The sequence below is a fragment of the Haloplanus ruber genome, from assembly GCF_024494725.1.
In the GTDB taxonomy this organism is placed as follows: domain Archaea; phylum Halobacteriota; class Halobacteria; order Halobacteriales; family Haloferacaceae; genus Haloplanus; species Haloplanus ruber.
The window spans coordinates 788,553-813,954 of record NZ_JANHDK010000001.1 but is presented as its reverse complement, the minus strand read 5'-3'; the positions used below and the strand labels follow the sequence as shown (position 1 = coordinate 813,954).

At 64.6% G+C, this 25,402-nt stretch carries 29 protein-coding genes, 1 tRNA gene and 1 pseudogene; 20 read left to right on the top strand and 11 right to left on the bottom strand.

Annotated features, from left to right (window positions below):
- Positions 1-143 precede the first annotated feature (143 nt).
- Both NO878_RS04295 and NO878_RS04290 read left to right on the top strand, forming a co-directional pair.
- Complete coding sequence (locus NO878_RS04295; protein WP_256404725.1) at positions 144-530, top strand: DUF5820 family protein; 387 nt, start codon at positions 144-146, stop codon at positions 528-530.
- A gap of 25 nt (positions 531-555) precedes the next feature.
- Positions 556-1,005 carry a UPF0179 family protein gene (locus NO878_RS04290; protein WP_256404724.1) on the top strand — a complete coding sequence of 150 codons (450 nt, stop codon included), beginning with the start codon at positions 556-558 and terminating at the stop codon, positions 1,003-1,005.
- On the opposite strand, the gene NO878_RS04285 is transcribed toward NO878_RS04290, so the two are convergent.
- The 3 genes from NO878_RS04285 to NO878_RS04275 form a co-directional block, all read right to left on the bottom strand.
- A complete protein-coding gene (locus tag NO878_RS04285; protein ID WP_256404723.1) occupies positions 948-1,814 on the bottom strand; it encodes a M14 family metallopeptidase in 867 nt (288 codons plus the stop codon). The genes NO878_RS04290 and NO878_RS04285 overlap by 58 nt on opposite strands.
- Before the next feature lie 293 nt (positions 1,815-2,107).
- Complete coding sequence (locus NO878_RS04280; protein ID WP_256404722.1) at positions 2,108-2,602, bottom strand: DUF309 domain-containing protein; 495 nt, start codon at positions 2,600-2,602, stop codon at positions 2,108-2,110.
- A 118-nt stretch (positions 2,603-2,720) separates the two neighbouring features.
- Entirely contained in the window at positions 2,721-3,212 is a 492-nt protein-coding gene (locus tag NO878_RS04275; protein ID WP_256404721.1) for a protein-tyrosine phosphatase family protein, read from the bottom strand.
- Between the two features lie 152 nt (positions 3,213-3,364).
- Here NO878_RS04275 and NO878_RS04270 point away from each other — a divergent pair, with 152 nt between their 5' ends.
- From NO878_RS04270 to NO878_RS04260, 3 genes are all read left to right on the top strand, one after another.
- Positions 3,365-3,712 (top strand): hypothetical protein, encoded by a 348-nt coding sequence (locus NO878_RS04270; protein ID WP_256404720.1) that lies wholly within the window; start codon positions 3,365-3,367, stop codon positions 3,710-3,712.
- Positions 3,713-3,954: 242 nt separating this feature from the next.
- A complete protein-coding gene (locus tag NO878_RS04265; protein WP_256404719.1) occupies positions 3,955-4,968 on the top strand; it encodes a DUF7961 domain-containing protein in 1,014 nt (337 codons plus the stop codon).
- Between the two features lie 9 nt (positions 4,969-4,977).
- Positions 4,978-5,688 carry a GIY-YIG domain-containing protein gene (locus NO878_RS04260; protein ID WP_256404718.1) on the top strand — a complete coding sequence of 237 codons (711 nt, stop codon included), beginning with the start codon at positions 4,978-4,980 and terminating at the stop codon, positions 5,686-5,688.
- 383 nt (positions 5,689-6,071) lie between these two features.
- On the opposite strand, the gene NO878_RS04255 is transcribed toward NO878_RS04260, so the two are convergent.
- Entirely contained in the window at positions 6,072-7,001 is a 930-nt protein-coding gene (locus NO878_RS04255; RefSeq protein ID WP_256404717.1) for an ADP-ribosylglycohydrolase family protein, read from the bottom strand.
- A 186-nt stretch (positions 7,002-7,187) separates the two neighbouring features.
- Here NO878_RS04255 and NO878_RS04250 point away from each other — a divergent pair, with 186 nt between their 5' ends.
- Positions 7,188-7,367 (top strand): hypothetical protein, encoded by a 180-nt coding sequence (locus NO878_RS04250; protein WP_256404716.1) that lies wholly within the window; start codon positions 7,188-7,190, stop codon positions 7,365-7,367.
- Here the strand turns inward: NO878_RS04250 and NO878_RS04245 are convergent.
- Positions 7,357-8,361 (bottom strand): zinc-binding dehydrogenase, encoded by a 1,005-nt coding sequence (locus NO878_RS04245; RefSeq protein ID WP_256404715.1) that lies wholly within the window; start codon positions 8,359-8,361, stop codon positions 7,357-7,359. The genes NO878_RS04250 and NO878_RS04245 overlap by 11 nt on opposite strands.
- 221 nt (positions 8,362-8,582) lie before the next feature.
- The gene (locus NO878_RS04240) at positions 8,583-9,077 is read right to left on the bottom strand and encodes a pyruvoyl-dependent arginine decarboxylase (protein ID WP_256404714.1); all 495 of its coding nucleotides are present in this window, start codon (positions 9,075-9,077) and stop codon (positions 8,583-8,585) included.
- A gap of 81 nt (positions 9,078-9,158) precedes the next feature.
- Between NO878_RS04240 and NO878_RS04235 the strand changes: the two genes are divergently transcribed.
- Positions 9,159-9,665: a gamma carbonic anhydrase family protein gene (locus tag NO878_RS04235; RefSeq protein WP_256404713.1), complete on the top strand. Its 507-nt coding sequence runs from the start codon at positions 9,159-9,161 to the stop codon at positions 9,663-9,665.
- A gap of 1 nt (position 9,666) precedes the next feature.
- On the opposite strand, the gene NO878_RS04230 is transcribed toward NO878_RS04235, so the two are convergent.
- Positions 9,667-11,280 (bottom strand): long-chain-fatty-acid--CoA ligase, encoded by a 1,614-nt coding sequence (locus NO878_RS04230; RefSeq protein ID WP_256404712.1) that lies wholly within the window; start codon positions 11,278-11,280, stop codon positions 9,667-9,669.
- Positions 11,281-11,394: 114 nt separating this feature from the next.
- On the opposite strand from NO878_RS04230, the gene NO878_RS04225 reads away from it, so the two are divergent.
- From NO878_RS04225 to NO878_RS04200, 6 genes are all read left to right on the top strand, one after another.
- Positions 11,395-11,574 (top strand): DUF5786 family protein, encoded by a 180-nt coding sequence (locus tag NO878_RS04225; protein WP_256404711.1) that lies wholly within the window; start codon positions 11,395-11,397, stop codon positions 11,572-11,574.
- Between the two features lie 109 nt (positions 11,575-11,683).
- Positions 11,684-12,262 (top strand): DUF7524 family protein, encoded by a 579-nt coding sequence (locus tag NO878_RS04220; protein ID WP_256404710.1) that lies wholly within the window; start codon positions 11,684-11,686, stop codon positions 12,260-12,262.
- Between the two features lie 65 nt (positions 12,263-12,327).
- Positions 12,328-13,020, top strand: a complete 693-nt coding sequence (locus NO878_RS04215) for a YqjF family protein (RefSeq protein ID WP_256404709.1) — start codon at positions 12,328-12,330, stop codon at positions 13,018-13,020.
- Positions 13,017-13,424, top strand: coding sequence for a thiol-disulfide oxidoreductase DCC family protein (locus tag NO878_RS04210; protein WP_256404708.1), 408 nt, complete (start codon positions 13,017-13,019; stop codon positions 13,422-13,424). The genes NO878_RS04215 and NO878_RS04210 overlap by 4 nt, the downstream gene beginning before the upstream one ends.
- Positions 13,425-13,479: 55 nt before the next feature.
- Positions 13,480-14,745, top strand: a complete 1,266-nt coding sequence (locus tag NO878_RS04205) for a CaiB/BaiF CoA transferase family protein (RefSeq protein WP_256404707.1) — start codon at positions 13,480-13,482, stop codon at positions 14,743-14,745.
- Between the two features lie 59 nt (positions 14,746-14,804).
- The gene (locus NO878_RS04200; RefSeq protein ID WP_256404706.1) at positions 14,805-18,308 is read left to right on the top strand and encodes a PAS domain S-box protein; all 3,504 of its coding nucleotides are present in this window, start codon (positions 14,805-14,807) and stop codon (positions 18,306-18,308) included.
- Positions 18,309-18,661: 353 nt separating this feature from the next.
- Here NO878_RS04200 and NO878_RS04195 read toward each other — a convergent pair.
- Positions 18,662-18,745 (bottom strand) — tRNA-Leu (locus NO878_RS04195).
- Between the two features lie 215 nt (positions 18,746-18,960).
- On the opposite strand from NO878_RS04195, the gene NO878_RS04190 reads away from it, so the two are divergent.
- The 6 genes and pseudogenes from NO878_RS04190 to NO878_RS04170 all read left to right on the top strand — a co-directional run bounded on the left by NO878_RS04190 (position 18,961) and on the right by NO878_RS04170 (position 22,330).
- Positions 18,961-19,134: a hypothetical protein gene (locus tag NO878_RS04190; RefSeq protein ID WP_256404705.1), complete on the top strand. Its 174-nt coding sequence runs from the start codon at positions 18,961-18,963 to the stop codon at positions 19,132-19,134.
- A gap of 28 nt (positions 19,135-19,162) precedes the next feature.
- Positions 19,163-19,237, top strand: a pseudogene (locus NO878_RS17375) (DUF7837 family putative zinc-binding protein); the annotation flags it as partial.
- A 231-nt stretch (positions 19,238-19,468) separates the two neighbouring features.
- On the top strand, positions 19,469-20,701 hold the full coding sequence (locus tag NO878_RS04185) for a glycosyltransferase family 2 protein (protein ID WP_256404704.1): 1,233 nt from the start codon (positions 19,469-19,471) through the stop codon (positions 20,699-20,701).
- A gap of 118 nt (positions 20,702-20,819) precedes the next feature.
- Complete coding sequence (locus tag NO878_RS04180; RefSeq protein ID WP_256404703.1) at positions 20,820-21,233, top strand: TRAM domain-containing protein; 414 nt, start codon at positions 20,820-20,822, stop codon at positions 21,231-21,233.
- A gap of 266 nt (positions 21,234-21,499) precedes the next feature.
- On the top strand, positions 21,500-21,763 hold the full coding sequence (locus tag NO878_RS04175; protein ID WP_256404702.1) for a hypothetical protein: 264 nt from the start codon (positions 21,500-21,502) through the stop codon (positions 21,761-21,763).
- A gap of 258 nt (positions 21,764-22,021) precedes the next feature.
- Positions 22,022-22,330, top strand: coding sequence for a cyclin family protein (locus NO878_RS04170; protein ID WP_256404701.1), 309 nt, complete (start codon positions 22,022-22,024; stop codon positions 22,328-22,330).
- Between the two features lie 87 nt (positions 22,331-22,417).
- On the opposite strand, the gene NO878_RS04165 is transcribed toward NO878_RS04170, so the two are convergent.
- The 3 genes from NO878_RS04165 to NO878_RS04155 all read right to left on the bottom strand — a co-directional run bounded on the left by NO878_RS04165 (position 22,418) and on the right by NO878_RS04155 (position 24,602).
- Complete coding sequence (locus NO878_RS04165) at positions 22,418-22,900, bottom strand: phosphopantetheine adenylyltransferase (protein ID WP_256404700.1); 483 nt, start codon at positions 22,898-22,900, stop codon at positions 22,418-22,420.
- 79 nt (positions 22,901-22,979) lie between these two features.
- Entirely contained in the window at positions 22,980-23,477 is a 498-nt protein-coding gene (locus tag NO878_RS04160; RefSeq protein ID WP_256404699.1) for a winged helix-turn-helix domain-containing protein, read from the bottom strand.
- 48 nt (positions 23,478-23,525) lie between these two features.
- On the bottom strand, positions 23,526-24,602 hold the full coding sequence (locus NO878_RS04155) for a glutamate--cysteine ligase (protein ID WP_256404698.1): 1,077 nt from the start codon (positions 24,600-24,602) through the stop codon (positions 23,526-23,528).
- Positions 24,603-24,971: 369 nt separating this feature from the next.
- Between NO878_RS04155 and NO878_RS04150 the strand changes: the two genes are divergently transcribed.
- On the top strand, positions 24,972-25,271 hold the full coding sequence (locus tag NO878_RS04150) for a PadR family transcriptional regulator (protein ID WP_256404697.1): 300 nt from the start codon (positions 24,972-24,974) through the stop codon (positions 25,269-25,271).
- Positions 25,272-25,402: the final 131 nt, after the last annotated feature.

The window sequence follows — 25,402 nt, the reverse complement described above, 5'->3', positions numbered from 1 at the left end:
TGACGACCCACCTATCACCACCTCGGATCGCGTTCGCCGGACGCCGAATCCACCCGCTCGAACTCACCGACCCGAATCGTCGTCGATAGCGACTTCTCGACCGACACCACGAACTATAGGGTCGTCGGGACGAACGGGGAACTGTGACCTTCGACTCGCTCCCCGACGGCTGGACGGTCTGGCACGAGGAAGCCGAGGGGCGGGCGATCCTGGCGTACCGCCCCGACGTGTTCGACACCGACGCCTTCCCCGCGCCCTGCCTTCCGACGGTCTACCTCTCGCCGGGGTCGCCCCGGCGTCGACCCGGTGGCAGGCGCGGGAACAGCGACGGCTGGACCGTCACGCTGTATCTCGAACCCGAGGTCGAGGCGCGGGTCGAATCCGCCGACGACCGGGCCGGGGCCACCGCGACGGCGGTCGAGTTCGCCCGGGCGTTCGCCGCCGGTGAGGTCGACTACCGCGACGCCTATCAGGTGCCCCGCGAGGCGTACTTCGAGCGCCTCGACGAACTACTCGGTCGCGAGGCTTAACCGACAGGGCCGTGAACCTCCGTACATGTCAGAGGTCACGCTCATCGGAACGCGCCTCGCGGAGGTCGGACGCGAGTTCGTCTTCCGCGGCGAGTCGAGCGCCTGCGAGGGCTGTCCGTACCGCGGCCAATGTCTCGACCTCTCGCCGGGCACTCGCTACCGGATCACGGGCGTTCGCGAGAACGCACAGACCCTCGACTGTGCCGTCCACGACGGCGGCGTCCGTGCCGTCGAGGTCGAACCGGCGCCCATCCCCGCCAACGTGCCCTCGAAGAGTGCGTACGCCGGCAGCAAGACGGAGTTGGCGGGGTCGTGTCCGTACACCGACTGTCCGAGTCACACCTACTGTGTTCCTGACGGCGCCGAACTCGGCGTCGAGTACCGCATCGACGAAGTCGTCGGCGACCCGCCACACGACTACTGTATGCTCGACCGTGACCTCACGCTGGTCGAACTCGTCTCCCGCGAGGAGTGACCGTCCGTTGGGTCGTCGACGTCAGCGAGGCGGCCAACCCGCTCGCCCGCGTATCCGAACACGTCCTCGTACCCCTCGGCCGACATCAGAATGGGATAGAAGGGTTCCTCGGCCACCCGGTCGTCGCCGTCGGCTGCCGCGAACGGCACGCCGGCGGAGACACGCTCGAAGTTCTCGACGAACACCTCGTGTTCGTCCGCCGGCGCCTTCGGCACCTGCCCGGTGAGACGGAAGATCGGTACGTCGGGATCGGGCGCCGCGGGTGCCGTCTCCTCCGGTAGAACGTCCGTCGCCGCGAGGAAGGCCTCGATCAGCCGTCGGGCGTTCGCCGCAGCGGTCTCGGACCACTGGAGACCACACTCCACCTCGACGATGCCGGGGTAGTCGATCAGCCGACCGCCGGCGTACGCGGCCGTCTCGACGACTGCGTCGACGGGGAGGTGGGAACACAGCGCCGCCGTCTCCGGACCGATAGTGTCAACCAGGGCAAAGGGATCGGCATACGACTGTGTGGAGTGGAGCGCGAGCGTCGTACAGCCCTCCAACTCGGCCAGCAGTCGGGGGGCCAGTCGCCGCTCGTGGCTCTGTGCGTTCGTGTCGCCGGGGAACGCCCGGTTGAGGTCGTCGTCCAGATACCGCACGTCACGGTCCAGGGCACGCTCGTTGGCGACGACGAACTTCACCGGCCGCCGGAACGCCGGCGGGTCGGAAAGCAGTTCGTCGACCGCACGGGGGCCGCAGGGTTCGTCGCCGTGGACCGCCGCGACGACCGCCACCTGGGGGTCGTCGCCGAACTCTCGAATCCTCATTGTGCGTCCCAAGTTCCCGGCGTTGAAGTGCGTTTCCGTCCGCTCGGGACCACCGTGGGCCGGTGGCCCGACTGAGGTCGGGATGGACGAACACACCCGTGAGTCCGCCGTGGGGTCGCCGGTGTCTAGTGATCCAACCGGCTGGAGTGCGGTGCGTACCTCGTCTAACGGGTGAGAACACGGCACGCTCCGTCGCGCGGCCGCCCACGGTCCGCCGTTACAGCGCCGACACGTTCCACGAATCGCACGACCGCTTCGAGATTGCTTTCCGATGTCCCAACGAATCCGAACAGTTACTCCAACTGTTCGGCGAACTCACGGTCGTGGTCCATCGCGACGGGACGGTTGCCATCGAGTTCGATGTGCCAGCCATCGAGTGTCTCCGGGTCGTCGAGAGCAGCCTGTAGTGTCGTCCGAACCTCGTCGACGCTGACGCCGTAGTAATCTTCGGGCACCCCGTGGAGGTACTGGAGCGCCGTCTCGAACAGCGAACGCATGCCGTCGTCGTTCTCGAAGTCGAAGTGTTTGTACGCGCCCGCAGCGACCTGTACCATCCCGTGGAGAAACGCGCTCTCGGTCGACCCGCTCCCGTAGTTGTACCACTCTGATTCGAAACAATCGTGTGCCTCGTGGAAGGCACCGGCATTGTAGAGGCGCACACCGTGAACCACGGCGCGACGGAGCGTGCCGTGTTCCCACCCGTTGGACAGCCCCCGGCTGGCGTCCCATCCTGTGGGGCTTCCCGAGATTGGGGGACCCACAGTGTCGTCTCGGGTGTGATCGTCCATAGCGGCGGATAGTAGTCCAAGCCACCTAATCGCACCGACCGATCCCCTCGTGAGCGCTGTTGGCGGGCTGCCGAACTTCACCGTTGAGAGGGGTGACCGTGCCCGATACGACAGTCCGCTACAGTAACGCGCGCAAGTCAGCCCTACTCGCGGCCTCGAGCGGTCGGCGTCCCATTCGGCGCACTTCCGCGACCGCATCTTCGACGCTACAGCCTCGGTCGTATGCGAGCCAGAGCGCCAGTACGTGTCCCGTTCGTCCCGAGCCTGCCGAACAGTGGACGACGACGCGCTCCGAGGCGGCTTTCGACGCGTCGAGAAACGGCAGAATCGTCTCGTGGAGTGTCCCTCGGTCGACGACGCTGAAATCCTCGATTGGCGCGTGAGCCACGCGATCCGCGCCGAAGCTCGTCACGTAGGTGTCGAGGAGGTTGTCGTACTCGCTCAGCTGTGACTCGTCGAGCAGACAGCAGACGCGCTCGACGTCTCGGTTCTGCATGTCTCGCACCCAGTCGTCGACCGAACTGTCGGGTGGCGCTCGTCGCGGGTGGTTCGGACGACAGGCGCCGAAGACGATCCGTTCGTCCTCGGCCGCGGGGGCGAACTTGTGCATCGTCGATAAGTGACCCACTCCACTGTAATAGCTATCCGTGACGTCTGTCCGCGTCGCGCTCGATGTCTCTTTTCGATCTCGGTGTCGCCTCTGGTCGGTTGGTGTTCCTGCTGGGAGTGATCTTATTGTTCTCCGAATCCCGACTGCACACGGTGACATCGAGCCACGACCCGACCGAGACGACTGACCGTGCGATCACGGTCGTCTTGCTCGACACAGACCGAGAGCGGCGCGACTGTCAGTCCTACGAGGAAGCCATCGCGGTCGTCAAAGCGGAACTCACGCCGGAAACGGTCGCCAAGATCGAAAACCGCGAGGGCGAGATCGTATTCACCTCTACCGAGATGTCTATCGACGCGTGGGAGGTCGAATGGCGACAGCAGAAACGTCGCCTCTCGGTCGAAACCGAAGCCCACGTCTGCCCCTACGACAACGTCGGTTGTATCTTCGACGACCTCTGTGTCCAGTGCAAGATGGATGCCGTCCAGAATAGCTTCTGAGTATCCGGGGAGCGCGGATCGACCAGCGACGAGAGCGAAGGACACAGCAGCGTTACCGTCTCGGAGCAGACCGATCACCAACAGCGCCCCAGCGAACTCTCAACGGGAGCGATCAGAGACCGCTACATCTTCCAGATCCCCACGGGGGGTCATAACGACCACAGCCCGTCTCTTACTGTTCGTGAACGTGCGCGATCGGGGTGGCCGATAGATTCATCAGCCGCGTTTTGGATATCGACATGGTGTACCTCTATACGCCCGACGGCGTCGACCGCCAGCGCGCGCACCACCAAGCCGTGAAACAGGGCGCCGACAACATCCCCACCAAACGCCGTGGGAATCTCGGCGAACTCGCGTTCGAGCAGTTCTGTCGGGAGTACCTCCCGGTGGAAATGTGGGAGTGGGAGAACGAGGCGGCGATCCGCAAGTGTAACCCCGAGAGTTTCTCCGCCTACGATTTCGAGGTGTTCGGATATGAGATTGACGTGAAGACCTCCCGAGACGTCTCTGCGTTCCGTCCGTCGAAACTGCTCGCACAGGATCCCGACGACGAAATCGTCGTCATGGTGTGGCACCGGGACAACGAAGACGGCCTCATTCTGCTCGGCTGGGAGCGCGTCGAGACACTCGAATCGAAGGTCGCGACGCAGGAAGTGTACGCCGGAGACGAACCCACGAAACTGGATCACCTCGCGACCCGTCCGATGAACGAGCTGATGGATCTGGGTCCGAACACCGCCCACATGAACCAGAAACCGCAGAATCCCTTCTCGCCGGGTGATCGCGTCGTCAAATCCGGTGATCCGGAGGCGTCGGTGGCCGTCGTCGTCGAAGTGCTTCCTCCGGAGAAGGACGCTGGCGTCTACGGTCAGTCGATAGACGGTGAAGCCGTTCGGGTCGCATTCCCCAGTACGCTCGACACCGGTCCCGGTGACTGGCGAGACATCGATCCCGCGCTTCTCTCTTCGTACTGTGACGACCAGGATGTCAAGCTGTACACGTACAAGCACACGAATCTGGATTTCGCGACGAATCCGTTCACCGCGGGTGATCGCGTCGTCAATGCGAACCACGAGGATCCCGACGAAGCGATTGTCATCGCCCGGGCGGACGACTCTAACGAGTCGGTGGCCGTGGTCTACACCGGACAGCTTGACGATCTGGGGATATCCCCGGGAAAGCTTGCCTCGCACTGCGACGAGCAAGGGCTGAAGCAGTACTCGTACACCCCAGCTGATTTGCAGTGGGCCGAATAGACGCATCCTATGGATCGGGACGCACGCCTTGATCGGCTGTATTCGCTCTTCGACGATCTCGAACGACATGTTGGCGGGAAACGCCGCCTCCGCGACTGCGACGGCTACATGGACTGGCCGGATCGAGGCGTTTACTTCTTTTTCGCCAACGGCGAGTACCGAGCGAACGGCGATCAGCTACGCCTCACGCGCGTCGGCACGCACGCCGTCTCCGAGGGAAGCGGTACGACGCTGTGGAACCGCCTCCGAACCCATCGTGGCGCGCTGAGTGGGACGTACGAGGATGGCGGCAACCATCGAGGCTCCGTCTTCCGGGAACGCGTTGGGGAAGCGCTCGTCGAACGTCACGGTCTCCACGACGAGTATCCTCAGTGGGGACACGGAAGCAGTGCCGGCCGCGATCTCCGTCTTGAGGAACTCGATCTTGAACGACGCGTCAGCGACTACATCCGCGACCTTCCCTTTCTCTGGGTGAACGTCGACGACGAACCAAGCCCCGATAGCGACAGGGCGTACCTCGAACGGAACGTCATCGCGCTCGTGAGCAACTACGGCGAGGACCCGATCGATCCCCGAGACGCTCGGTGGCTCGGCCACGACACTTCGAGCGAGAAAATCCGTCGCTCCGGCTTGTGGAACGTCGATCACGTCGACGAAGCCTGTGATCCCGCCGTACTCGATCGGGTATCTGAGGCGATTGTGGAGACTGATTCGCCGTAGTTGCCCCCCACGAGTTGGAACCGAGATCGTCCTTCTGTGGCCTGAGAGGACTTTGGGTGCCACACTGTCCCGTTGCGCTATTGCAAATGAGGGATCTCACGGACCGGCTGTCGAACGGTGATCCCGGCCCTAGCTGGGACCCATCGCACAGGGCTGATCGGTCAACCCGCTCGCATCGACACGACGAGATCGAATCCCGTCACGCCGGGTGACGGTCAAAGATCGTAACGGGGCGATTGGAGTGGGCTCGATTCCGAGTAGTCGAATTAGCCCGATCACTCCTCTCGCAGTTCCTCGTCGCGTTCCCTGCCTTCGTCAAGAAATTGTCGAGCGCGCGTGGAATCCACGACACGCGTACCGGTACAACCGTTCTGGAGCGCCGCTCAGGACGGTACTGGCGTGTACGTTCCCTCGAACAGGTCGCCGGCGAGGTCACGAAGTTCACCGACCTCGTCGACCACATCGAGCCACGCGGGCGGGAGTGACGACGCGCCGAACCGAGCGCCCGCGACAGCGCCGGCGACGGCACCGAGCGTGTCGGTGTCACCACCCCGATTGACGGCGCCGATGATCGCTTCACCGGCCTGATCGGCTGTGAGTGCCTCGTAAAGCGCCGTCTGGAGCGTGTGGACGACGTAGCCGCTGTTCGAGAGTGGCTCGGGCTCTGCCCCCGCAACGATCGGTTCGAGTGCGTCGACGAGTTCGTCTGGAGCGTCCACACGAACGGTCTCCAGCGCGGCCGCGAGCGGCCGTTCGCGCTCGTGCAGACAGTTCGCGACAGTGAGATTCAGCACGGCACAGCCGTACGTACACCGCGGGTCGGCGTGGGTGATCCGAGAGGAAGCCGCACTCGCAGTCACGAGCGCGGATTCGTCGCCGTCGAACGCGAGCGCGTGCGGCCCACATCGCATGACGCTGCCGTTGCCCGCGTTCTGTCCTTCCGGCCGCGCCTCCCAGCAGGTTTGTCCGGCGCCGTCCCACGCGTGTCCCTGGTCGATGAGTCGGAGGGCGTCGGCAGTGAGCCCGCCGATGTCGAACGGGTCACTCCGGTACCACTCGACGAACCGTTCCGCGATGTCGGCGCCGTCGAACGTACCTCGCTCGACGAGACTGCGGGCGATCCGGAGCGCCAGTTCGGTGTCGTCCGTGATGGTACCCGGCGGTTTGCGGTGGGTACCGTCGCCCACCATCTCGTCGAGTCGTCCGTGCTCCCGTTCGATACGCCGTGGTGATCGGAACTCGACCGGACGACCGAGCGCGTCGCCGCACGCGAGTCCGAGCAAGACGCCTTCCGCACGATCAGTGGCTGTCATCGAAAATCATCCTCCGCGTGTCGTCGCCGTCGACACGCTGGTGCCAGACTATCGCGTCCGCCGTACAAAGTAGTAGGGTCCGGTGGGGGGCGTGGGCGGCACCATCAATAGTGACACCCTGCACAAATCGTCGACACAGTCGTCGTACGGCCGTGGCGTATAGAACGGGCGCGTCTCACTCTCTTGTTGCCTCGACTCGTCGGTCGCGGCGACGCGAGATTCGCCGTCGGACACCCCTCGGACGAAATCGGCGAACCCCTAACCGTCGCCCTCGCCGGCAACGACGACGTGACAACCGAGTTCACGAGTGGCGTCGAGGAGGACGCGGCAGCGAGAGAGGGGATCGGTCACGCACTCACTCGTTGACGAGCAGAAGTTTGCCGACGAAGTCGCCGTCTTCGGCGCGGCGGTGGGCGTCCGCGGCGTCCGCGAACGCATACCGGTCGTCGACGTGTGGGGCGAGGACGCCCTTATCGACGAGGGTCGCAATCGTCTCGAGTTCGTCGCCGATCCGCGCTTGTCCCCGCCCGGCCAGGACAGGGTAGATGACGAGCACGACCCCGAGTTCCAGCGAGGTGGCGTGCATGGGCGAGAGGTCGACACCCTCTGCCTCGCTCGATTCGGTCGTCACGACGCTTCCGTAGGGGCGTACCGCCTCGAACGCCGTGTTGAGGTGGTCGTCGCCGACCGGATCGAAGACGACATCGAAGCCGGCGCCGTCCGTGTACTCGTCGACGTACGCCCCGACGTCGGTTTCGGTGTAATCGACCGTGGCGTCGGCTCCCAGATCCGTCGCGAGGGCGCGTTTGTCCTCGCTCGACGCCGTCGCGGTGACGGTCGCCCCGAACCAGTCGGCCAGTTGGACGCCGACGTGACCGACGCCACCTGTCGCGCCGTAGACCAACACGTCGTCGTCGACGTCGACGGCCGTCTTGTCGGCAAGCATCTCCCACGCCGTCAGAGCGACAACCGGGAGCGCGGCGCTCTCCGCCAGCGGAATCGACTCGGGGGCGTGTGCGAACGTCCCCGCGTGGCCGACGACGTAGTCGGCGAGTGCGCCCTGTCGACCCACGCCGCCGGGCATGCCGTACACCTCGTCGCCCGCCTCGAACGCCTCAACGTTCTCACCGACCGCGTCGACGACGCCGGCCGCGTCGCAGTGAAGCGTCGCCGGGAAGTCGGGCGCGAACTCGGGAATGTACCCCTGTCGAACCTTGTAATCGACCGGGTTGACGCTGGAGGCGACGACCTCGACGCGAATCTCGTCGGGGCCGGGATCGGGCACCGCGGCCGTCGTCTGCTCGAATACGTCCGGGTCGCCAAACTCTTCGATCACGTAGGCGTCCATCTCGGAAGGCATCTCGGCTCGGGGTTGGTGACTCGGACGGGTATACTCGGCGTTCGCGGCGACGCGTGTGGGCGTTCGCTGATCGCCGCCCGCGCCGCAACCGGGCCTCGATCCTTCGGCGGCCGTCTCGTCGGCGGCCGCCTCGCCTCACCCGATCAGCGTCCTGACCGTCCGGGGTCGCGCGCTCGGCATTCCAGCGGAACGCGTGGCCGGTATCCCGGCGCCCGTTCCCGCTACCGTCGACCGTCGGCGGCCTCTCTCGCCTCTGCGAGCGGGCCGTAGACGGCCGCGACGACCACCGCACCGGTTCGGTCGACGGTGTGTTCGTGGACCGCCAGTTCCGGGTCGCCCGCCCAGTCCCAGTCGCGGAGTCGTCGGGCGTCCGCGAGTTTTTCCCGGAGATCCGCCCGCACCGCCGCCGCCGATCCCGCGTCGCTCTCCATCAGGACGCCGCCCTCCCGGGCGCGAATCCACCCGAGACCGGCGGCGACCGTCTCGTTCGGCCGCGTGGACTCCCGCTCTGCCCGGACCACCCCGACCGGCGTGCCAACCTCGTACGGCGCCTCGACCTGTCCCACCGTCGTGACCGACCGCTCGGGCGGCACGACCGACGAGTAGGTGACGAGGTTGTAGTTGTGGATGCCGGCGTCCGCCAGCGCGGCGTCGAACGCGCTCAGTGGCGTCCGAGCCTCGCCGTCCCCCCACACGACCGCGATGTCGTCGCTCATGCCGACGCTTCGCGGGCGAGGGCGAAAGGGGGTTCGGTCGCGACCCGTGACTCTTTATTTAGGCCTGACGCACGCACACGCATGGTACTCAGAGCGGTCGACGGCGCCGAACCGACGGTCCACGAGGACGCCTACGTCGATGACGCGGCGGTCGTCATCGGCGACGTGACCGTCGAACGCGACGCCTCGGTCTGGCCGAACGCGACGCTTCGCGGCGATCAACCGATCCGGATTCGCGAGGGGGCGAACGTCCAGGACAACGCCGTCTGCCACGAGGACGCGGTGGTCGGCCCCTACGCCACCGTCGGCCACACCGCAATCGTCCACGCCGCGACTGTCGCGGAGCGGGCGCTGGTCGGGATGGGGGCGGTCGTCCTCGACGACGCCACGGTCGGTTCGGGCGCTATCGTCGCCGCCGGGAGCGTCGTCACCGAGGGGACGGAGGTTCCCCCCGAGACGCTGGTCGCCGGGACGCCCGCCGAAGTCGTCAAGGAGGTGCCGGACTCCTCGTGGCAGGACGCCGCCGACCGGTACGTCGAGAAGGCCGACCTGTACGCCGAGACGTCGCGGGTCCTCGACGAGGAGTGATTTACCCCTCGCCGATCATCCGCTCTTCGTCTTCCCACTCCTGAGCGCGGAGTTCGTACTTCTGGATCTTCCCCGTCGCCGTCGTCGGGAGCGTGTCGACGAACTCGACGCGTTTGAGCGACTTGAACCCCGCGAGGCGCTCGCGGGTGAACTCGATCAGTTCCTCGCCGGCGACCCCCGGCGCATCGGGGTCGCCGCTCTCCGGGACGACGAAGGCCTTTGGCTCCTCGCCCCATCGGTCGCTTGGCGCGGGAATGACCGCGACGCTCGACACCGCCGGATGCTCGAACAGCGTGTCCTCCAGTTCGATACTGGAGACGTTCTCCCCGCCGGTGACGATGATGTCCTTCTTGCGGTCCTGCACGGTGATCATGCCATTCTCGTCGACCGTTGCCAGGTCGCCCATGTGGTAGTACCCTTCGGCGCGCTCGGAGAAGGCCGCCTCGGTGGCCTCGGGTTGCTCCCAGTATCCCTCCATCACCTGATTGCCGCGGACAACCACCTCGCCGATGGTCTCGTCGTCCCGGGGCACGTCCTCGCCGTCCTCGTCGACGACGCGGACCTCGGTGCCGAGAAAGCCCAAGCCCTGGCGTTTCTTGACCGCGAAGCGGTCGGTGGAGTCGTCGTCGAAACGGCGGCGGGCATCGGAGGTGGTGACCAGCGGTCCCGTCTCGGTGGCGCCGTAGACGTGGGTGAGATACCAGCCGAACTCGTCTTCGACGGTGCGGATGGTGGCCTCCGGCGGCGCCGACCCTGCGGTGGCGATTCGAACGTCGTTCGCACCGCTGGTGGGGACGTCGTGCTCGCGGTAGTGGTCGATCAGCAGGTTCAGCACCGCCGGTGCGCCACAGAGATAGGAGACGTCCTCGGCGACGACCGTCTCGAGGATCCACTCGGCGTCGACCCCACGGGTGCAGACGTGTGTCGCGCCCATGCCCGTGACCGCAAAGATATGCCCCCAGCCGTTGACGTGGAACATCGGGAGCGTCCAGAGGTAGACGTCGTCGTCCGCGATGCGCTGGTGGATTGTCACGAGGTAGGCGTGGAGCGTCTCACACCGGTGACTGCGCATCACGCCCTTGGGGTCGCCCGTGGTCCCCGAGGTGTAGTTGATCGTGATGACCTCGTCCTCGCTCATCTCCGGGCGGTCGTAGTCGGTCCCCGCCCCGTCGATCAGCGCGTCGAATCCCTCCCAGTCCCCGTCGACGGCCGCCGGGTCGTTCGTGACGAACGTCTCGGTCGGGACGTCGTCCCGGACTGCCTCGACCGCCGCCGCGTACTCGTGGTCGGCGTAGATGGCGTCGACCCCCGCGTCCGCGAGGATGTACTCGAAGTCGTCGGCGGTGAGCCGGTAGTTGAGCGGGGTGTGGACCGCCCCGAGTTGCATGATGCCGTAGGCGGCTTCGAGGTGGTAATGCGTGTTCGGGTCGAGCACCGCCACCCGGTCGCCTTTCTCGATGCCCCGCGCCTGGAGTGCGGCCGAGAATCGGTCCGCCCGCTCGCCGAGTTCGTCGTACGTATATCGGTCGCCCGTCGTCGCCACGACTGCCTCGCTGTCACCGTAGTACTCCCGGGCTCTGTCGAGGAAGTCGGTCACTAGGAGCGGCTTCTGCATGACGATCCGAACGTCACCGTCCAGGTCTATAACTATTTTTGTGGCAGTACGTCGCCGGACGGCTCCGTGCAGGGAACCGAGTCACTTTAACCCCCGTCGTGCGCACTCTCCGGTATGGGTTTTGGGAGCTACGATGAGTCCGAACAGCAGAACCAGGAGATCGACGCCGACGACGAGTCCGAGGGCGTGTCCGTCCACGAGAGCGACCACGAGGGTGAGGTCACCTTCGAGACGGACGCCTCGACCGACGACCTCGTCGACCAGTTGTCGGAGATCAAAGACGACGACGAGTAGGCGGCCGCGGGCGGCCCCGTCACGGGCGGGCCGGGTCGCCGTACGCGAACACCTCACGACGCCGCCGAACGGCCTGAAGCTTTTTCGTCCCCGGGTGTGACCGTCGACTGTGACTCCGGTGTTGCTCGTCGAGTTGAACCGTGGGCAGCTTCACGACGTCGAAGCACCCGCTGAGTTCGCGACCGGGGAGCCGTTCTCGGTCGAACTCCGCAACCACGGTGAAGCTGTTCACGTCCACGTCCGCGCCGACGACGCCCTGTCGCCGGTCGTCCGCATCGACGCCGACGGCAACCTCTTCGTCGAGCGTGAGACCACTCGGTCGGTCCCCGTCGGCGTGAGCGACGTGGACGAACCGGTCACGGGGACCCTCGAAATCGCCACCGGGTACGGCGCGGAGACCCAGACCGTCGAGGTGACGGTCGAACCCGACGACGACAGCGGGCCAGTCGACGTCGACGAGACGCTCTCCAGCCCCGCGAGCGAGGAGGGTACCGACCGAACCCCGCTGAGCCAGCGGCTCGCCGGGGCACTCCCCGGCCGGCGGGCGCTTCCGGTCTTGCTGCTCGGTTTGGTTGCCGTCGGTGTCGCCGCGGCCGTCGCGAACGCCGTCGACAGCCCGCTGGTACTGCTCGGCGCGGGCGTCGTCGTCGGCGCGGTACTCGTCGCGGTGGTCGCCCTCTTTCAGTGACCGGCGGCCGACGATTTCCGGTACCCGGACGGCGACGTTTTGGTGTCGGCGCCCCACGTTCGAGTATGGTCCCACTGGAGATGGGGTGGCGACACCTGCTGTTCGAGAACTGGCCGGTCGACCCCGCCGTCGTCGACCCGCACCTCCCGGACGCGCTGACCGTCGACGAACACGACGGTCGGGCGTGGCTCTCGGTGATTCCGTTCACGAACGTTGCGGTTCGGCCCCGGGGACTCCCGGCGTCGCTCGGCCTGCCGCTCCCGGAACTCAACCTGCGGACCTACGTCACCTGTGACGGCGAACCCGGCGTCTACTTCTTCAGCCTCGACGCCGAGGGACTCCTCGGCGTTCTCGGTGCCCGTCTCACCCAACACCTCCCGTACTACTACGCGCGCATCTCGCTGACGGGCGCGGACGGCGGCGTCCGGTTCACCAGCCGACGGCGCCACCCGGGCGCCCGCCCCGCGGCGTACGCGGCGACCTACCGCCCCACCGGTGCGGCCTTCGAGGCGGGCGAAGATTCCCTCGCGCGCTTTCTCGTCGAGCGCTACCGCTTCTACACCGAGGCGCCGGACGGCTCGCTTCGCTACGCCGACATCGATCACGAACCTTGGACGCTGTACCCCGCCACAGTCGACGTACGGCGGAACACGCTCTTTGCGGCCAACGGCTTCCAGCGCCCAGACACGGCACCGATCCGCTACTACAGTCCGGGCCTCGACGTAACCGCCTCGCGGAGCAAGTCTTGGGACCGATGAGCGACGACCCGGTTCTCCTGTTCGACGGCGTCTGTAACCTCTGTAACGGGGTCGTCCAGTTGCTCGTCCCGCTCGACCCAGCGGGTCGCATCCGTTATGCCCCCATCCAGTCCGCGGCGGGACAGACGTTACTGTCGCGGGCGGGCCTGCCCGACGACCCCGATACGGTGGTGCTCGTCGAAGGGGACCGCGCCTACACGAAGTCGGCCGCCGTCCTCCGCGTCGCGGAACTACTCGGGTGGCCCTATCGTCTCCTCGGGGTCGCCCGCCTCCTCCCGCGACGACTCCGAGACGCCTGTTACGACGTCGTGGCCGCCAACCGGTACGACTGGTTCGGCCGCCGGGAGCAGTGCATGGTGCCCGACGACGACGTACGCGACCGGTTTCTCGACGACGAGGTGTGACCGCATCTCGGGCGGCCTCGGAAGGATTTTAGTCGGGTCGCTCGCAGTTGCGTGTATGACAACGACCGACGACGCGGACACAGATCGTATCCTCGACGGCATCACCGTCGTGGACCTTACCACGTTCGTCACGGGCGGGTTCGCGACGCTGATGCTGGCCAATCAGGGCGCCGAGGTGATCAAGGTCGAACGACCCGGGGTCGGCGACGACAACCGTCACTCCGGTCCACCCTTCGTCGAGCCGAACGCGGAGTACGACGGTCCGGGGCGAACCGCCGACGACAACGGCGAATCGCCCTACTTCTGGACGATCAACTACGACAAGCTGAGCGTCGAGTTCAACCTCAAGACCGATTCGGGGCTCGAAGCGCTGTACGACCTGGTCGCGGAGGCCGACGTGGTCGTCGAGAACTTCCGCCCGGGGACCGCCGAGCGCCTCGATGTCGGCTACGACGACCTCCGCGAGGTGAACGAGGACATCGTGTACTGTTCTATCTCCGCGTTCGGCGAGACGGGACCGTGGAGCAGTCGCCCGGGTTACGACCTCCTCGTGCAGGGGACGAGCGGCATCATGAGCGTCACGGGACCGGAGGACGGCGACCCCGTGAAGGTCGGCCTGCCCCAGACCGACCTCATCACGGGCATGTGGGCGGCGTTCGGGGTCGTCGGCTCGCTGTTCCGGCGGGAACTCACGGGCGAGGGCGACCGGATCGAAATCGGAATGCACGACGCCGCGCTCCCGTGGCTCACCAAACAGGCCGGCAAGGCGTTCGTCGGCGAGCAACCGGAGCGCATGGGGACGAAAGACCCGGTTCTCGCCCCCTATCAGGCGCTGCCCACCGCCGACGGCTACCTCAACGTCGGCTGTGGCAACCAGAAGCTCTGGGAAGAGCTCTGTGCGGCTATCGACCGCCCGGACCTCGCCGAGGACGACCGCTTTGCCAGCAACCCCGACCGCGTCGCCAACATGGACGAACTCGAGACGGAACTGGCGGCGGTGTTTCGCGAGCGGCCGACCGAGGAGTGGGTCGACCTGTTGGCCGACGAACGCGGCCTCCCCGTCGGCCCGGTGTACGACGTGCCGGCCGCCCTCGACAACGAACAGACGGAAGCCCGCGACGTGATCCGGGAGATCGACCACCCCGCGCTTGGGACGGTGCCCGTGATCGAACACCCGCTCAACTACGAGCACGCCGACGCCGGCTTCGACGGCGCGCCGCCGCTTCTCGGCGAGGACACCGAGGCCATCCTCCAAGAACTTGGCTACGACGACGCGGCACTGACGCGGCTGCGCGAGGAGGGTGCGATCCCGGACGCCTGACCACCCACCCGTCCACATACTTATACCTCACCCGATGTAACGGGACTTAATCACCCACGATGACCCCGAGCACGGACCGAATAACCGTCCTGCACGTCGACGACGACCCGGCGTTCGCCGACATGGCCGCGACCTTCCTCGAACGCGAGGACGACCGGTTCGACGTCGAGACGGCCGTTGGCGCGAGCGAGGGACTGGAACTGCTCGGGACGATGGACGTTGACTGTATCGTCAGCGACTACGACATGCCGAAGCGAAACGGCCTGGAGTTTCTCGACGCCGTCCGGGCGGAGCATCCGGACCTGCCGTTCATCCTCTTTACCGGCAAAGGGAGCGAGGAAATCGCGAGCCAGGCAATCTCTGCCGGAGTCACCGACTATCTCCAGAAAGGGGGCGGCACCGGCCAGTACACCGTCCTCGCGAACCGCATCGCGAACGCGGTCGAACAGTATCGCTCCCAGCGAGAACTCGAAGCCAGCCAGCAACGACTCTCCCTGTTCATCGAGCAGTCGCCGCTGGGCGTCTTAGAGTACAACAGCGACTTCGAGATTGTTCGGCTCAACGACGCTGCCGAGGAGATTCTCGGCTACACCGAGGCGGAGCTTCGCGGCGAGACGTGGGAGACCATCGTCGCCGACGACAGCTACGACAGCGTCGAGGCGGTCACGGCTGCGCTGGCAGAAACCGAGGGCGGCTACCACAGTATCGACGAAAACGTCCGCAAGGACGGCGAACACATCGTCTGTGAGTGGCACAACCGAGTCATCACCGACGCCGAGGGTGCGGTCGTCGCCGTCTTTTCGCAGTTTCAGGACGTCACCGAGCGCCGGGAGCGCCGGCGACGGATCGAGGCGCTCCACGAGGCGACCCGCGAGTTGATGGCCGCGGATACGAGCCAAGCGGTCGCCGAGCGGGCGGTCGAGACGGCTCGGGATGTCCTCGACCTGCAGATAAACAGTGTCTACCTCTACGACGAGGCCGCGGACGCGCTCGTTCCTGCGGCAGTCACCGACGAGGCCATCGAGTTGATCGGTGAGCCGCCGACCTACGAACCCGGCGAGAGCCTCTCGTGGGAGGCGTTTCGGACCGGCGAGGTCCGCGTATTCGAGGACGTCAGCGACGAACCCGGCCGCTACAATCCCGAGACGGCCTTCGGCGCCGAGATCATCCTGCCGCTGGGCGATCACGGGGTGATGTACGCCGCCGCGACCGAGGCCGGGGCCTTCGACGAGTCCGATGTCACGCTCGCGCGAACGCTCGCTGCCAACACCGAGGAAGCCCTCTCCCGGATCGAACGCGAACGGACGCTCCGCGAGAGCCGCCGTCGGTACCGCACACTCGTCGAACAGTTCCCCGACGGTGCCGTCTTCCTCTTCGACGAGAACCGCGAGTTCGTCCTCGCCGGCGGGGCCGAACTCGACACCATCGGGCTGGACCCCGGGTCGTTCATCGGCCGAACCGTCACGGACGTCTTCGGCACCGACGTGAGCGACGCCCAAGACTCACACTACCGCGCGGCCCTCGACGGCGAGGAACGGGTGTTCGAGCAACTCTTCGGCGGAGAGTGGTACCGCGTCCACATCGTCCCCGTCGACCACCTCGACTCGACAGAGGGCATGGTGGTCGTGCGGAACGTGACCGAACAAAAGGAGTACGTCCGACGTCTGGAGACGCTGATCAGCAACCTCCCGGGGATGACGTACCGCTGTCGGAACGAACCGGGGTGGCCGATGGAGGACCTCCGTGGAGAGGTCGAGGCGCTCACGGGCTACACCGCCGACGAACTGGAATCAGACGCCGTGAACTGGGGAAAAGACGTCCTTCACCCCGCGGACCGGGAGAAGTCCTGGGAGGCCGTCCAAGACGCCCTCGAAGACGGCGACTCCTTCGAAGTCACCTACCGCATCCGCACCGCGGACGGCACGATCAAGTGGCTCTGGGAACGCGGCCGGGCCGTCTTTGACGCCGACGGTGAACCGACCGTCTTGGAGGGATTCATCACCGACATCACCGAGCGCAAGGAGCGGGAGGCGACGCTCCGCGCCGAGCGCAAGAAGATCCGACGGCTGTTCGAGACCAGTCCCGTCGGGATCATCATCGTCGACCCTGACGGATCGATCCGCCGAGCGAACGAACGCGCCGAGGCGATCCTCGGGCTTTCGCGGGCGACCATCACGGACCGCACCTACGACGACGCGGCCTGGGGTGTCGTCGACGAAAACGGCGACCCCGTGCCCCGGTCGAAACACCCCGCCAGGCGCGTTCTCGAAACCGGTGAGCCGGTGATGAACCACGAACTGGGGATCGACCGCCCGGACGGCGAACGCCGATGGCTCTCGGTCAACGCCGCCCCCGTAACCACGGCCGACGGTGAGGTTGAGGCCGTCGTCGGCGCCATGATGGACGTTACCGAGCGACGCGAACGGGAGAGCGAACTCAGACGCCGGACCGCGGAACTCGAGACGACGACGAGCCGACTCCGAGCACAGTATCGCCGCCTCTTCGAGGAGGCGCCGGTCATGGCAGTCGTCACCCGTGCGGAAGACGACACACTGGTGATCGAGGACTGCAATCGGCTGTTCGCCGAGACGGTCGGCTACGACCGGGCGGACGTCATCGGCCGCGAACTCGCATCGTTCTACACCGCTGACTCGCGCCGTCGCATCCACGAAGACGACGGCGACGAACTCGTGACCGCGGGCGAACTCGTCCGCACCGACCGAAAGCTCCGCACCGCCGACGGTGACGTCGTCGAGACGCTCCTCCGGTCGGTCCCCCGGCGAGACGGCGAGACCACCGGCACGCTCACCTTCTACATCGACGTCAGCGAGCGACGGGAACTGGAACGCGAGAAAGAACGGCTCGACGAGTTCACGAGCATCGTCTCACACGACCTCCGCACCCCGCTCAACGTCGCCCAGGGACAGGCGAAACTGGCACAGGAGGCCTGCGAGGCGGGCCACGACAACCTCGATTCGGTGATCCGGGCCCACGAACGCATGGAGACGCTGATCGACGACCTGCTCACGCTCGCCCGGAGCGGGACGGGCATCGACGACGTGGAACCGGTCGCGCTCGACACCCTCGCCGAGACGTGTTGGGCCACCGTCGAGACGGGCGCGGCCGAACTCGTCGTCGCCACCGACCGAACGATCAAGGCCGATCAGAGCCGACTCCGACAACTGCTGGAGAATCTGATCCGGAACAGCGTGGAGCACGGCTCCACGGGCAACCGGACAGTGTCCGGGAACAGCGAGGGATCGGACACTCCTCAAGACGCCGGTCACGCTACCGACCCCGGCAGGGGCGCGAACGTGACGGTCACCGTCGGGACACTCGACGACGACCGGGGATTCTACGTCGCCGACGACGGCCCCGGCATCCCCGCCGCCGAGCGTACGAACGTCTTCGAGGCGGGCTACTCGACTGCCGCGGACGGCACCGGCTTCGGCCTCAGCATCGTCGACGGCGTCGCCGAGGCCCACGGCTGGGACGTCTCGATCACCGAGAGTGCGGCGGGCGGCGCCCGCTTCGAAATCACCGGCGTCGAGTTCGTCGCGTAGGGCCGTCGGGTCAGTCGCCGCCGACCGCGTTCTCGACGATTTCGATACCTTTCCTATCTGGCCGTCGGGATTGACCTCGATTCCGTACTTGAAGCCACGTACCAGCACCGCTGACGGGAGTCGACGTCACGCTCCGCCGAAATCTGCTCTCGACTGCGATTGTCTCGTGTCTGGACAGAACTGGATTCGAATCTCACCGTTCCGCTCCGTGTCCCGTGTTACCAGCTAAGCGCACTTTCGGCCCTCTGGTTCGCTCGAATCAATATGCACGACACCAAATTTGAACCGGACGAAACCTCACTCCGCTCGGCGAGAGTTTAATTCGGACTTGCTCTCTCAGTCGCCTCGTTCAGTGCGCGGGACCGGATTTGAACCGGCGGACCCCTACGGGACAGCGTCCTAAGCGCTGCGCCTTTTCCTGGCTTGGCTACCCGCGCTCGTACTCTGTTTGCCGGTTTTCGCTCCGGCAAGCGGATTTAGCGGCTATAACTTTATAAACTTACTATGTCGCAGGGCTACCCGCTGTGGACATTTTCACCAATGAGCCGACTTTGTCGTGGTGTTCCTACGCCTGTTTCGTCTGTCCCGCCCTTCGTCCACCGTAATCGGTCGTCCAACCAGCGAAAGAAGTGCACGTCTCGCGGCCGATAGTATGAGTATGAACGACGGACAGTCCAAGAATCCACCAGTCCGCGTCCCACAGTCGGCGGAAGCGGCCGAAGAACTCGCGTTAGAAGACGCCGACGAGAAACTGACTGACGACGAAGAGTGGAAGCGGCGCAATCTCGCGGTGGCGTGCGCTCGGAAGATTGGGGACATTGACTGACGAGTAGCCCAACGACGAACTCCGGCCCATGACTCCCGACGAATCGTCTCTCGGTCGTTGCCCGGACTGCGGCGAGTGTATCCCTACTGCGTGGCGTCTCATTTAACTAGAAGGACGACGGCACCGAGCGCATGTGGGCCGAGTGTCCGGCGTATAATGACTCCGGAGTGATGCCGCCGAACAGTATTTCTCACCGGACAAAGACCGTCTTGAATCGTTCCGTGGTTCGGTTTGAACAATCCCTGTGAGGTGGGCGATTATCGAACTCATTATGTGGTTGTCAGGTCGTGGATGAAAAGTTAGTAATGCGCATGAACATAGTCCCGAATACGCTATGGTGGAATTTGTTTCAGCCCAAGTTCTACTCTCTATACTGTTGTGGGCCGCTCTCGTCGTGTACGGGTTTTCTTCTCTCTGGTGGATTATCGAAACATTCGTTCTTTCGCACGGGTGGAAGCCAGATAGCACTGAAGTATGGGGATTAGACGACATTCAAGTCCGTATCCTTACAATTGACGCCGAGCCGGTCGTCCAACAGACCGTCAACGCGATACCGGACGGCCTGACAGATGTTCGTGTCATTGCCGAGGCCGATATTGCTATCGACGGGGCGACAGTCCACGTCGTGCCAGACGAGTTCATTTGTGACGCAACGAACAAGGGACGTGCTGTCGAATGGGCGCGGCGCAACGTAGCCTGTGACGAGGAGTACGTTCTCTATCTCGACGAGGATACCCTCGTGACGGATTTCACCGGACTCCCGGACGCCGATTTCATTCAGTTCACGGAGAAACCGATATACACTGGCTCTCGGCTGACGTATCTCTGTGAGGTCTTCCGGACTGGCTACCAGTTCGAGCAACTCGGGTTTCATCGACTGTCGTATCCGCTCTACGCGTGGGGCGGTGGGTTTGCTATCCGCCACGAAATCGAACAGGAAATCGGATGGGACGTAGCGACGATTACCGAGGATACGAATCTGATATGGCGTGCCGCGAAAGAGTACGACCTTACATACCAACTTGTGGATTTACGCTTCCGGAATCAAGCCCCACCATCGGTCAAATCAATGCTCAAACAGCGGCGTCGATGGATGTCCGGGACAGTCAAAGACGACTATCTCCTTCCGTTGTTGTACCGACCACTCTACTTCACCCGCATCATTGCGTGGGCGTTCTCTCCGTTCGTGCCGTTGTTGGCCATCGCTTCGTATCTGCTTCCCGGTACGGCCCCCGGCGTTGAACTCTACAGTCTAATTTCAACGGCTTTGCTCGGTATCTTGTTCGTGTATATGTTCCTCGGCGTCATTGCATATCGGAAACATCCGATACTCTGGCCTATCTTCTTGCTTCTGACACCGTTGGCTGTCGTGCTTCACGCAGTTGGGGCGCTGTGGGGTGTCGTCCGGCCTGTCGAAGAGTTCGAGGTAACGGAGAAAGTAACGGCTGAAACCATCGAAGAAGTCAACCAAAGTCTCGAAGAAGGAGAAATTCAGAACCACGACGGGACAGAACGGTTACTTCGTGAATCGAGTGACGCCTACGAGACACACATATTCGATGATTGACTGTCACGAGAGCGTGTCGGCCGAGGGGACGGTGTGCGAAGACGTTGTAGTACTGGAGTAGTCGGAGACAGTAGAAGTCAAGTGTTTTTTGTCGCCTATGTCGTTCAAGATACTACTGATGGAAATATCGGAGCAACTTCGCTGTCTGTTTTCTGCGACCGTCGAAGAACGGGGTAACTTCTACGTTGTCGAGGTTCCCGAGCGAGAGGTTCGCCTTGGCGACCTTCAGGACGGCGAGACGTATCGGGTGGCGCTTCTACCAGCCTCGTCCAAGGACGGACCCGACGAGACCGAAACCGAAACAGAGCGCGAACATGACCCACAGAAGCCACCTGTCGAAGAAGGCGAACAGCGCACCGTCGAAATCCAAGACATTGGCGAACAGGGCGACGGTATCACTCGCGTCGAGCGTGGATTCGTCGTCATTGTCCCCGACACCGAACAGGGCGAGCGTGTCACCGTCGAGATTACTGACGTGAGCGAGAACGTCGCCTTCGCAGAAGTTGTCGAGCGCGTGAGCTACTACGACTGACATTCTCTTACTCCGAGATTCGTTCGCAGGGTTTGATAAGCCGCCGCTGTGACGTGACAGAACGACATGGAGAGGGACGCTGTTAGGGAGGATGTCGACCAATCTGACGCCGTTCTCGACTCTTCCCCGCAGATGGACGAGGCCAACACGAAGGCCGCTGTTCTTCGTGATTTCTTGAGCCTTCTTGACTGACAGATTCCGCAGAATACCCAATTAGAATACTCCGTTGAGGCGTTCGGGCAGACGTACAAGGTCAAAGCGAAGTAATGGCAGAGGCGGTGAATTATCTGATTCAGAACCGCGACCTGATTTCTAAAATCAATCCACTATCGTATATTCCCGGAAGAGAGAAGGCCATAATCAACTATAAACCTGCTTCTCCGCATGATGAACAAGCTATGAGACACTTTCAGGAATTGGTACAGGGCTACTATCTTGACACGCATATGGATAAGGAGACGAAAAGGCGTCATATTCAGGGTGTAGCTGATCGGTGCGGACTTGATGTTGAGTTTTCAGGGGAATGGTGACGGACTAATACACCCTTGAGTGCCAATTCAGGTACGCTTCTGCTGAACTGTTATTGGTTTGAACAACCTGCCATCCGATATGTCGTTTCGTCTTTCCGACGACCGAATTCCCGAATCTGAACCCTGACGTGACCGCGAGTTTCTCGAATGGACGTACAGGGAGCGCGGTCTGTCCCCACGGACGATTCGCCGCCGAGCGGCGTAAGTAGCTGTCGTCTCGTTCGGAAAATTAAATGCCCCGGCGACGAAGGGTAGGATATGTATCGGGCGCGGGACCGCGTCGACAACGAGGAGTGGGTGGCCCGACTGACGCGGGCGGCGGACGGGCTTGATCTCGGTTCCGAGGCGCGGTCCAACGCGGTGGATCTCTTCCTCTCGAACGTCCCCGATGAGGACCGCTCGAAACCGGCCGTCGCGGCCGCCAGTCTCTACGCCGGCGCCTTGATCGCTGGCGAGGAACGATCCCAGAGGGCGGTGGCGGCGGCGATGGACGTGACGCGACTGAGCGTCCAGGGGCGGTGGAAGGAACTGCTGTCGGACTCGGGGTTCCGCCCGCCGGAGTGGTGAGGCGTCATACGGGTTATCGTAAGTCATTACCAGTGGTTCGCCGGACCGTCTCGGCGAACTACTGGTAAACAGTTACAACAATTCGTATCAGTCCGTCTCGGGGGTGCGTTCGGGCGTGAGGTTGCCGTGGCGGTCGATTTCGCCGCGGACGATCCGCGTCGAGGAGATGCGTTCGCCGTCCTCGGCGGGGACGTGATCGACCATCTCGACCCGGAGAGGGGCGAGTCCGCGGTCCGCCCGAATCTCGTTGATACGCTCGGCGCCGTCCCGGGTCTCCGGCGAGACGACGATGGCGTCGAAGCCCAATTCGGTGGCGATGCCGGTGGGTTCGTCGAGTCGTCGGATGCGGTAGGAGCGGTCGTACGCCGCAGCGAGGGGGTCGAGTTCGGCGTCGATGTCCGCCCGCCGTTTCTCGAAGGGACGTACGCGCCGGGGTACCTTCCGCGTCTCGGCGGCAAGGTCGTCGCTCGTGAGTCCGACGGTGACGTCGCCGAGTTCGAACGCCCGGTCGAACAGGGCTCGGTGTCCGTCGTGCACCGGGTCGAACGTCCCGCCAAGCGCGACCTGCATATCCGGGCACACGAATCGGCGAGACTTAAACGGGTCGACTCATCGAGTCCGCCCGCTCTCGCTTCGTTCCCTCGACAGCTTACTCGTCGGCGTCCTCGACAGTGATCCGGACGGGGTCGGCCTCACCGCCTTCCGCCCGGTCTTCCGACCGTCGCTCCAGGTTGAACACGGCGTTCAACTGCTCTTGGACCTGGCCGACGGCGTCGTGGACGAGCGTGCTCGGCGCGATGGCCTCGTACTCGTAGGGGTTGTTGCCGGCGCCCGCGCTCTCGCGTTTGCGGCGCTCGACAGTTCCTTCCTCGTGGAGTTGGGCCAGGGCCTCTCGGACCGTACTCGGGTAGAGTCCGGTCCCCTCCGCGACTTCGTCGCTCGTCGATCCGGGATGCTGTCTGAGATAGACGTAGATCCGTGCGCGCGTCTCCGTGTCGAGAATCCACGCCAACAGGTCGACGACGCCCTCGTCGAACTCCGTGACCGCCCGGTCCGCCTCGGCTTCCAGGCGCTCGCGGGGTGATACGTCGTCCACGGTCGCCTCTTCGTCTGCGTCGAGCCGTTCGGAGCCGTTCTCTTCAGACATATGTTCTCGTCTGAAGGTCAGAACCCGACAGTAAAAAGCTTGCTGCGCTCAGTCGAGCAGTAACGACTCGCGAAGCGCCGCGACGCCCGCTTCGCGGCGCAGGCGGCGCTGGGTGGCCGCGCCGCTCGGCGCGTCGAGTAGGTCGCGGAGGCCGTCGACGCCGAGGCGATCACACTCCCGGTCGACGAGGGTGTCGAGCGACACGGTGTCCTCGCCCGACCGCTCGACGAAGGCGGCGTCGTGACCGTAGCGCATGGCACGCCACTTGTTCTCGTCCAAGAACTCGCGGCGGAGCGAGGGACCAGTCTCCCCGTCGTCGTACCGGTCGGCCAGATCGAGAACCAGCGCGTGGACGTACTCGGCGATGGCGAGGACGCGGTCGGGGTCGGCCTGGGCGTCCGGGGTTCGTACCTCGACGGTGCCGTGGCCCGTGTGCGGACGCACGTCGTACCAGAGTTCGCCGCGGTCGTTGATCGATCCGGTCTCGACCATCCGTCGCTCGAATCGCCGGTACGCCTCGAAGTCCTCGAAGGCCGTCGGGATGCCGGTGTTGGGGAGGTTCTCGAAGATCTTCGCGCGGGCCGAAGCCAGACCGGTGTCGAAGCCGTTCCAGAAGGGCGAGTTCGCCGAGAGCGCGAGGATCGGCGGCAGATACCACCGGAGGCGGTTGGCGATCCACGTCGCCTTGTCCGCGTCGTCGACGCCGACGTGGACGTGAAGCCCCGCGGTGGTGTTGCGATGTTGAGGGTACTGGATGCGGTCGAGTTGGGCACGGTACCGCTCTTTGGTGGCGTGATCGAGTTCGCGCCACTTCGCCGTCGGGTGGAGACCGGCGGCTGCGATCCGGTAGCCGTGGGCGGCGGCGTGGTCGACCAGCGCCTCCCGGACCGTCGATAGCGCGTCGGCCGCGTCGCCCGGGCGCTCGATCAGCGGCGTCTGGGTCTCGATGGTGAACTGAAACAGTTCGTGATCGAGGCGGTCGACGAGGGGTTCGGGAGGGTCGCTCCCGTAGATCAGGTCGTCGATACCGGCGGTCGGTCGCCCCGCCTCGTCGACGATGTAGAACTCCTCTTCGATGCCGAGCGTACCCATCCGCTCGAAGGCGTCCCGCGAGCCGAGATCCATCGACGCGTCGTTTGAGGCCGCCGATTAAATAAGTCGTGGACGCCGACCGAACACCCCCCCGGCCGTCCCGATCTCCTGTAATCGTCCCGAGATGTCCCCGGACGCCGCTCCCCGATTCTGCCCGCCGAACTGCGACCTATCGTCGGTCGTCGTACGACGCCCACCGGGTGCCGCCGAGACGACCCGATCCCAGTATCAACGGGCGGTGATGTCGCCGGATTTCGCCGCCGATCCGGTCGGTCGGGACGCTGGGCGAGTTCCGGTGAATCGGTTCGATGGGCGATTTTGACGGCTATTGGCACGAATCCGGACGCATCGTGTCCTCCCACGGAAGACGTATAAGCATCGAGATATAAACGATGGACGACGATGCACGACTTGACCGGTTTCCAGCGAGATCTCCTGTACGTGATCGCCGGCCTGGACGAACCCCACGGACTCGCAATCAAGGAAGAACTCGAGCATTACTACGAGAGCGAGATCCACCACGGCCGCCTGTATCCGAATCTCGACACCCTCGTCGAGAAGGGACTCATCGACAAGGGTCAGCGGGACCGCCGCACCAACTACTACACGCTGACGCGTCGTGGACGCCGGGAGCTCGAAGCGCGCCGCGAGTGGGAGAATCAGTACGTCGCCGACCTGATCGAAGAGGCGACGCCGGCGTGACCTGCCGCGGCTGTCGGGAGCGGGGGGAAGCTCCCGACGGCACCGTGCCTATGGCACGGTACATGATCTAGTGGCTCCGGACGGTTCAACCTCGCGGACGTGTGCATCACCGCTGCTCGGCACCGCTCGAT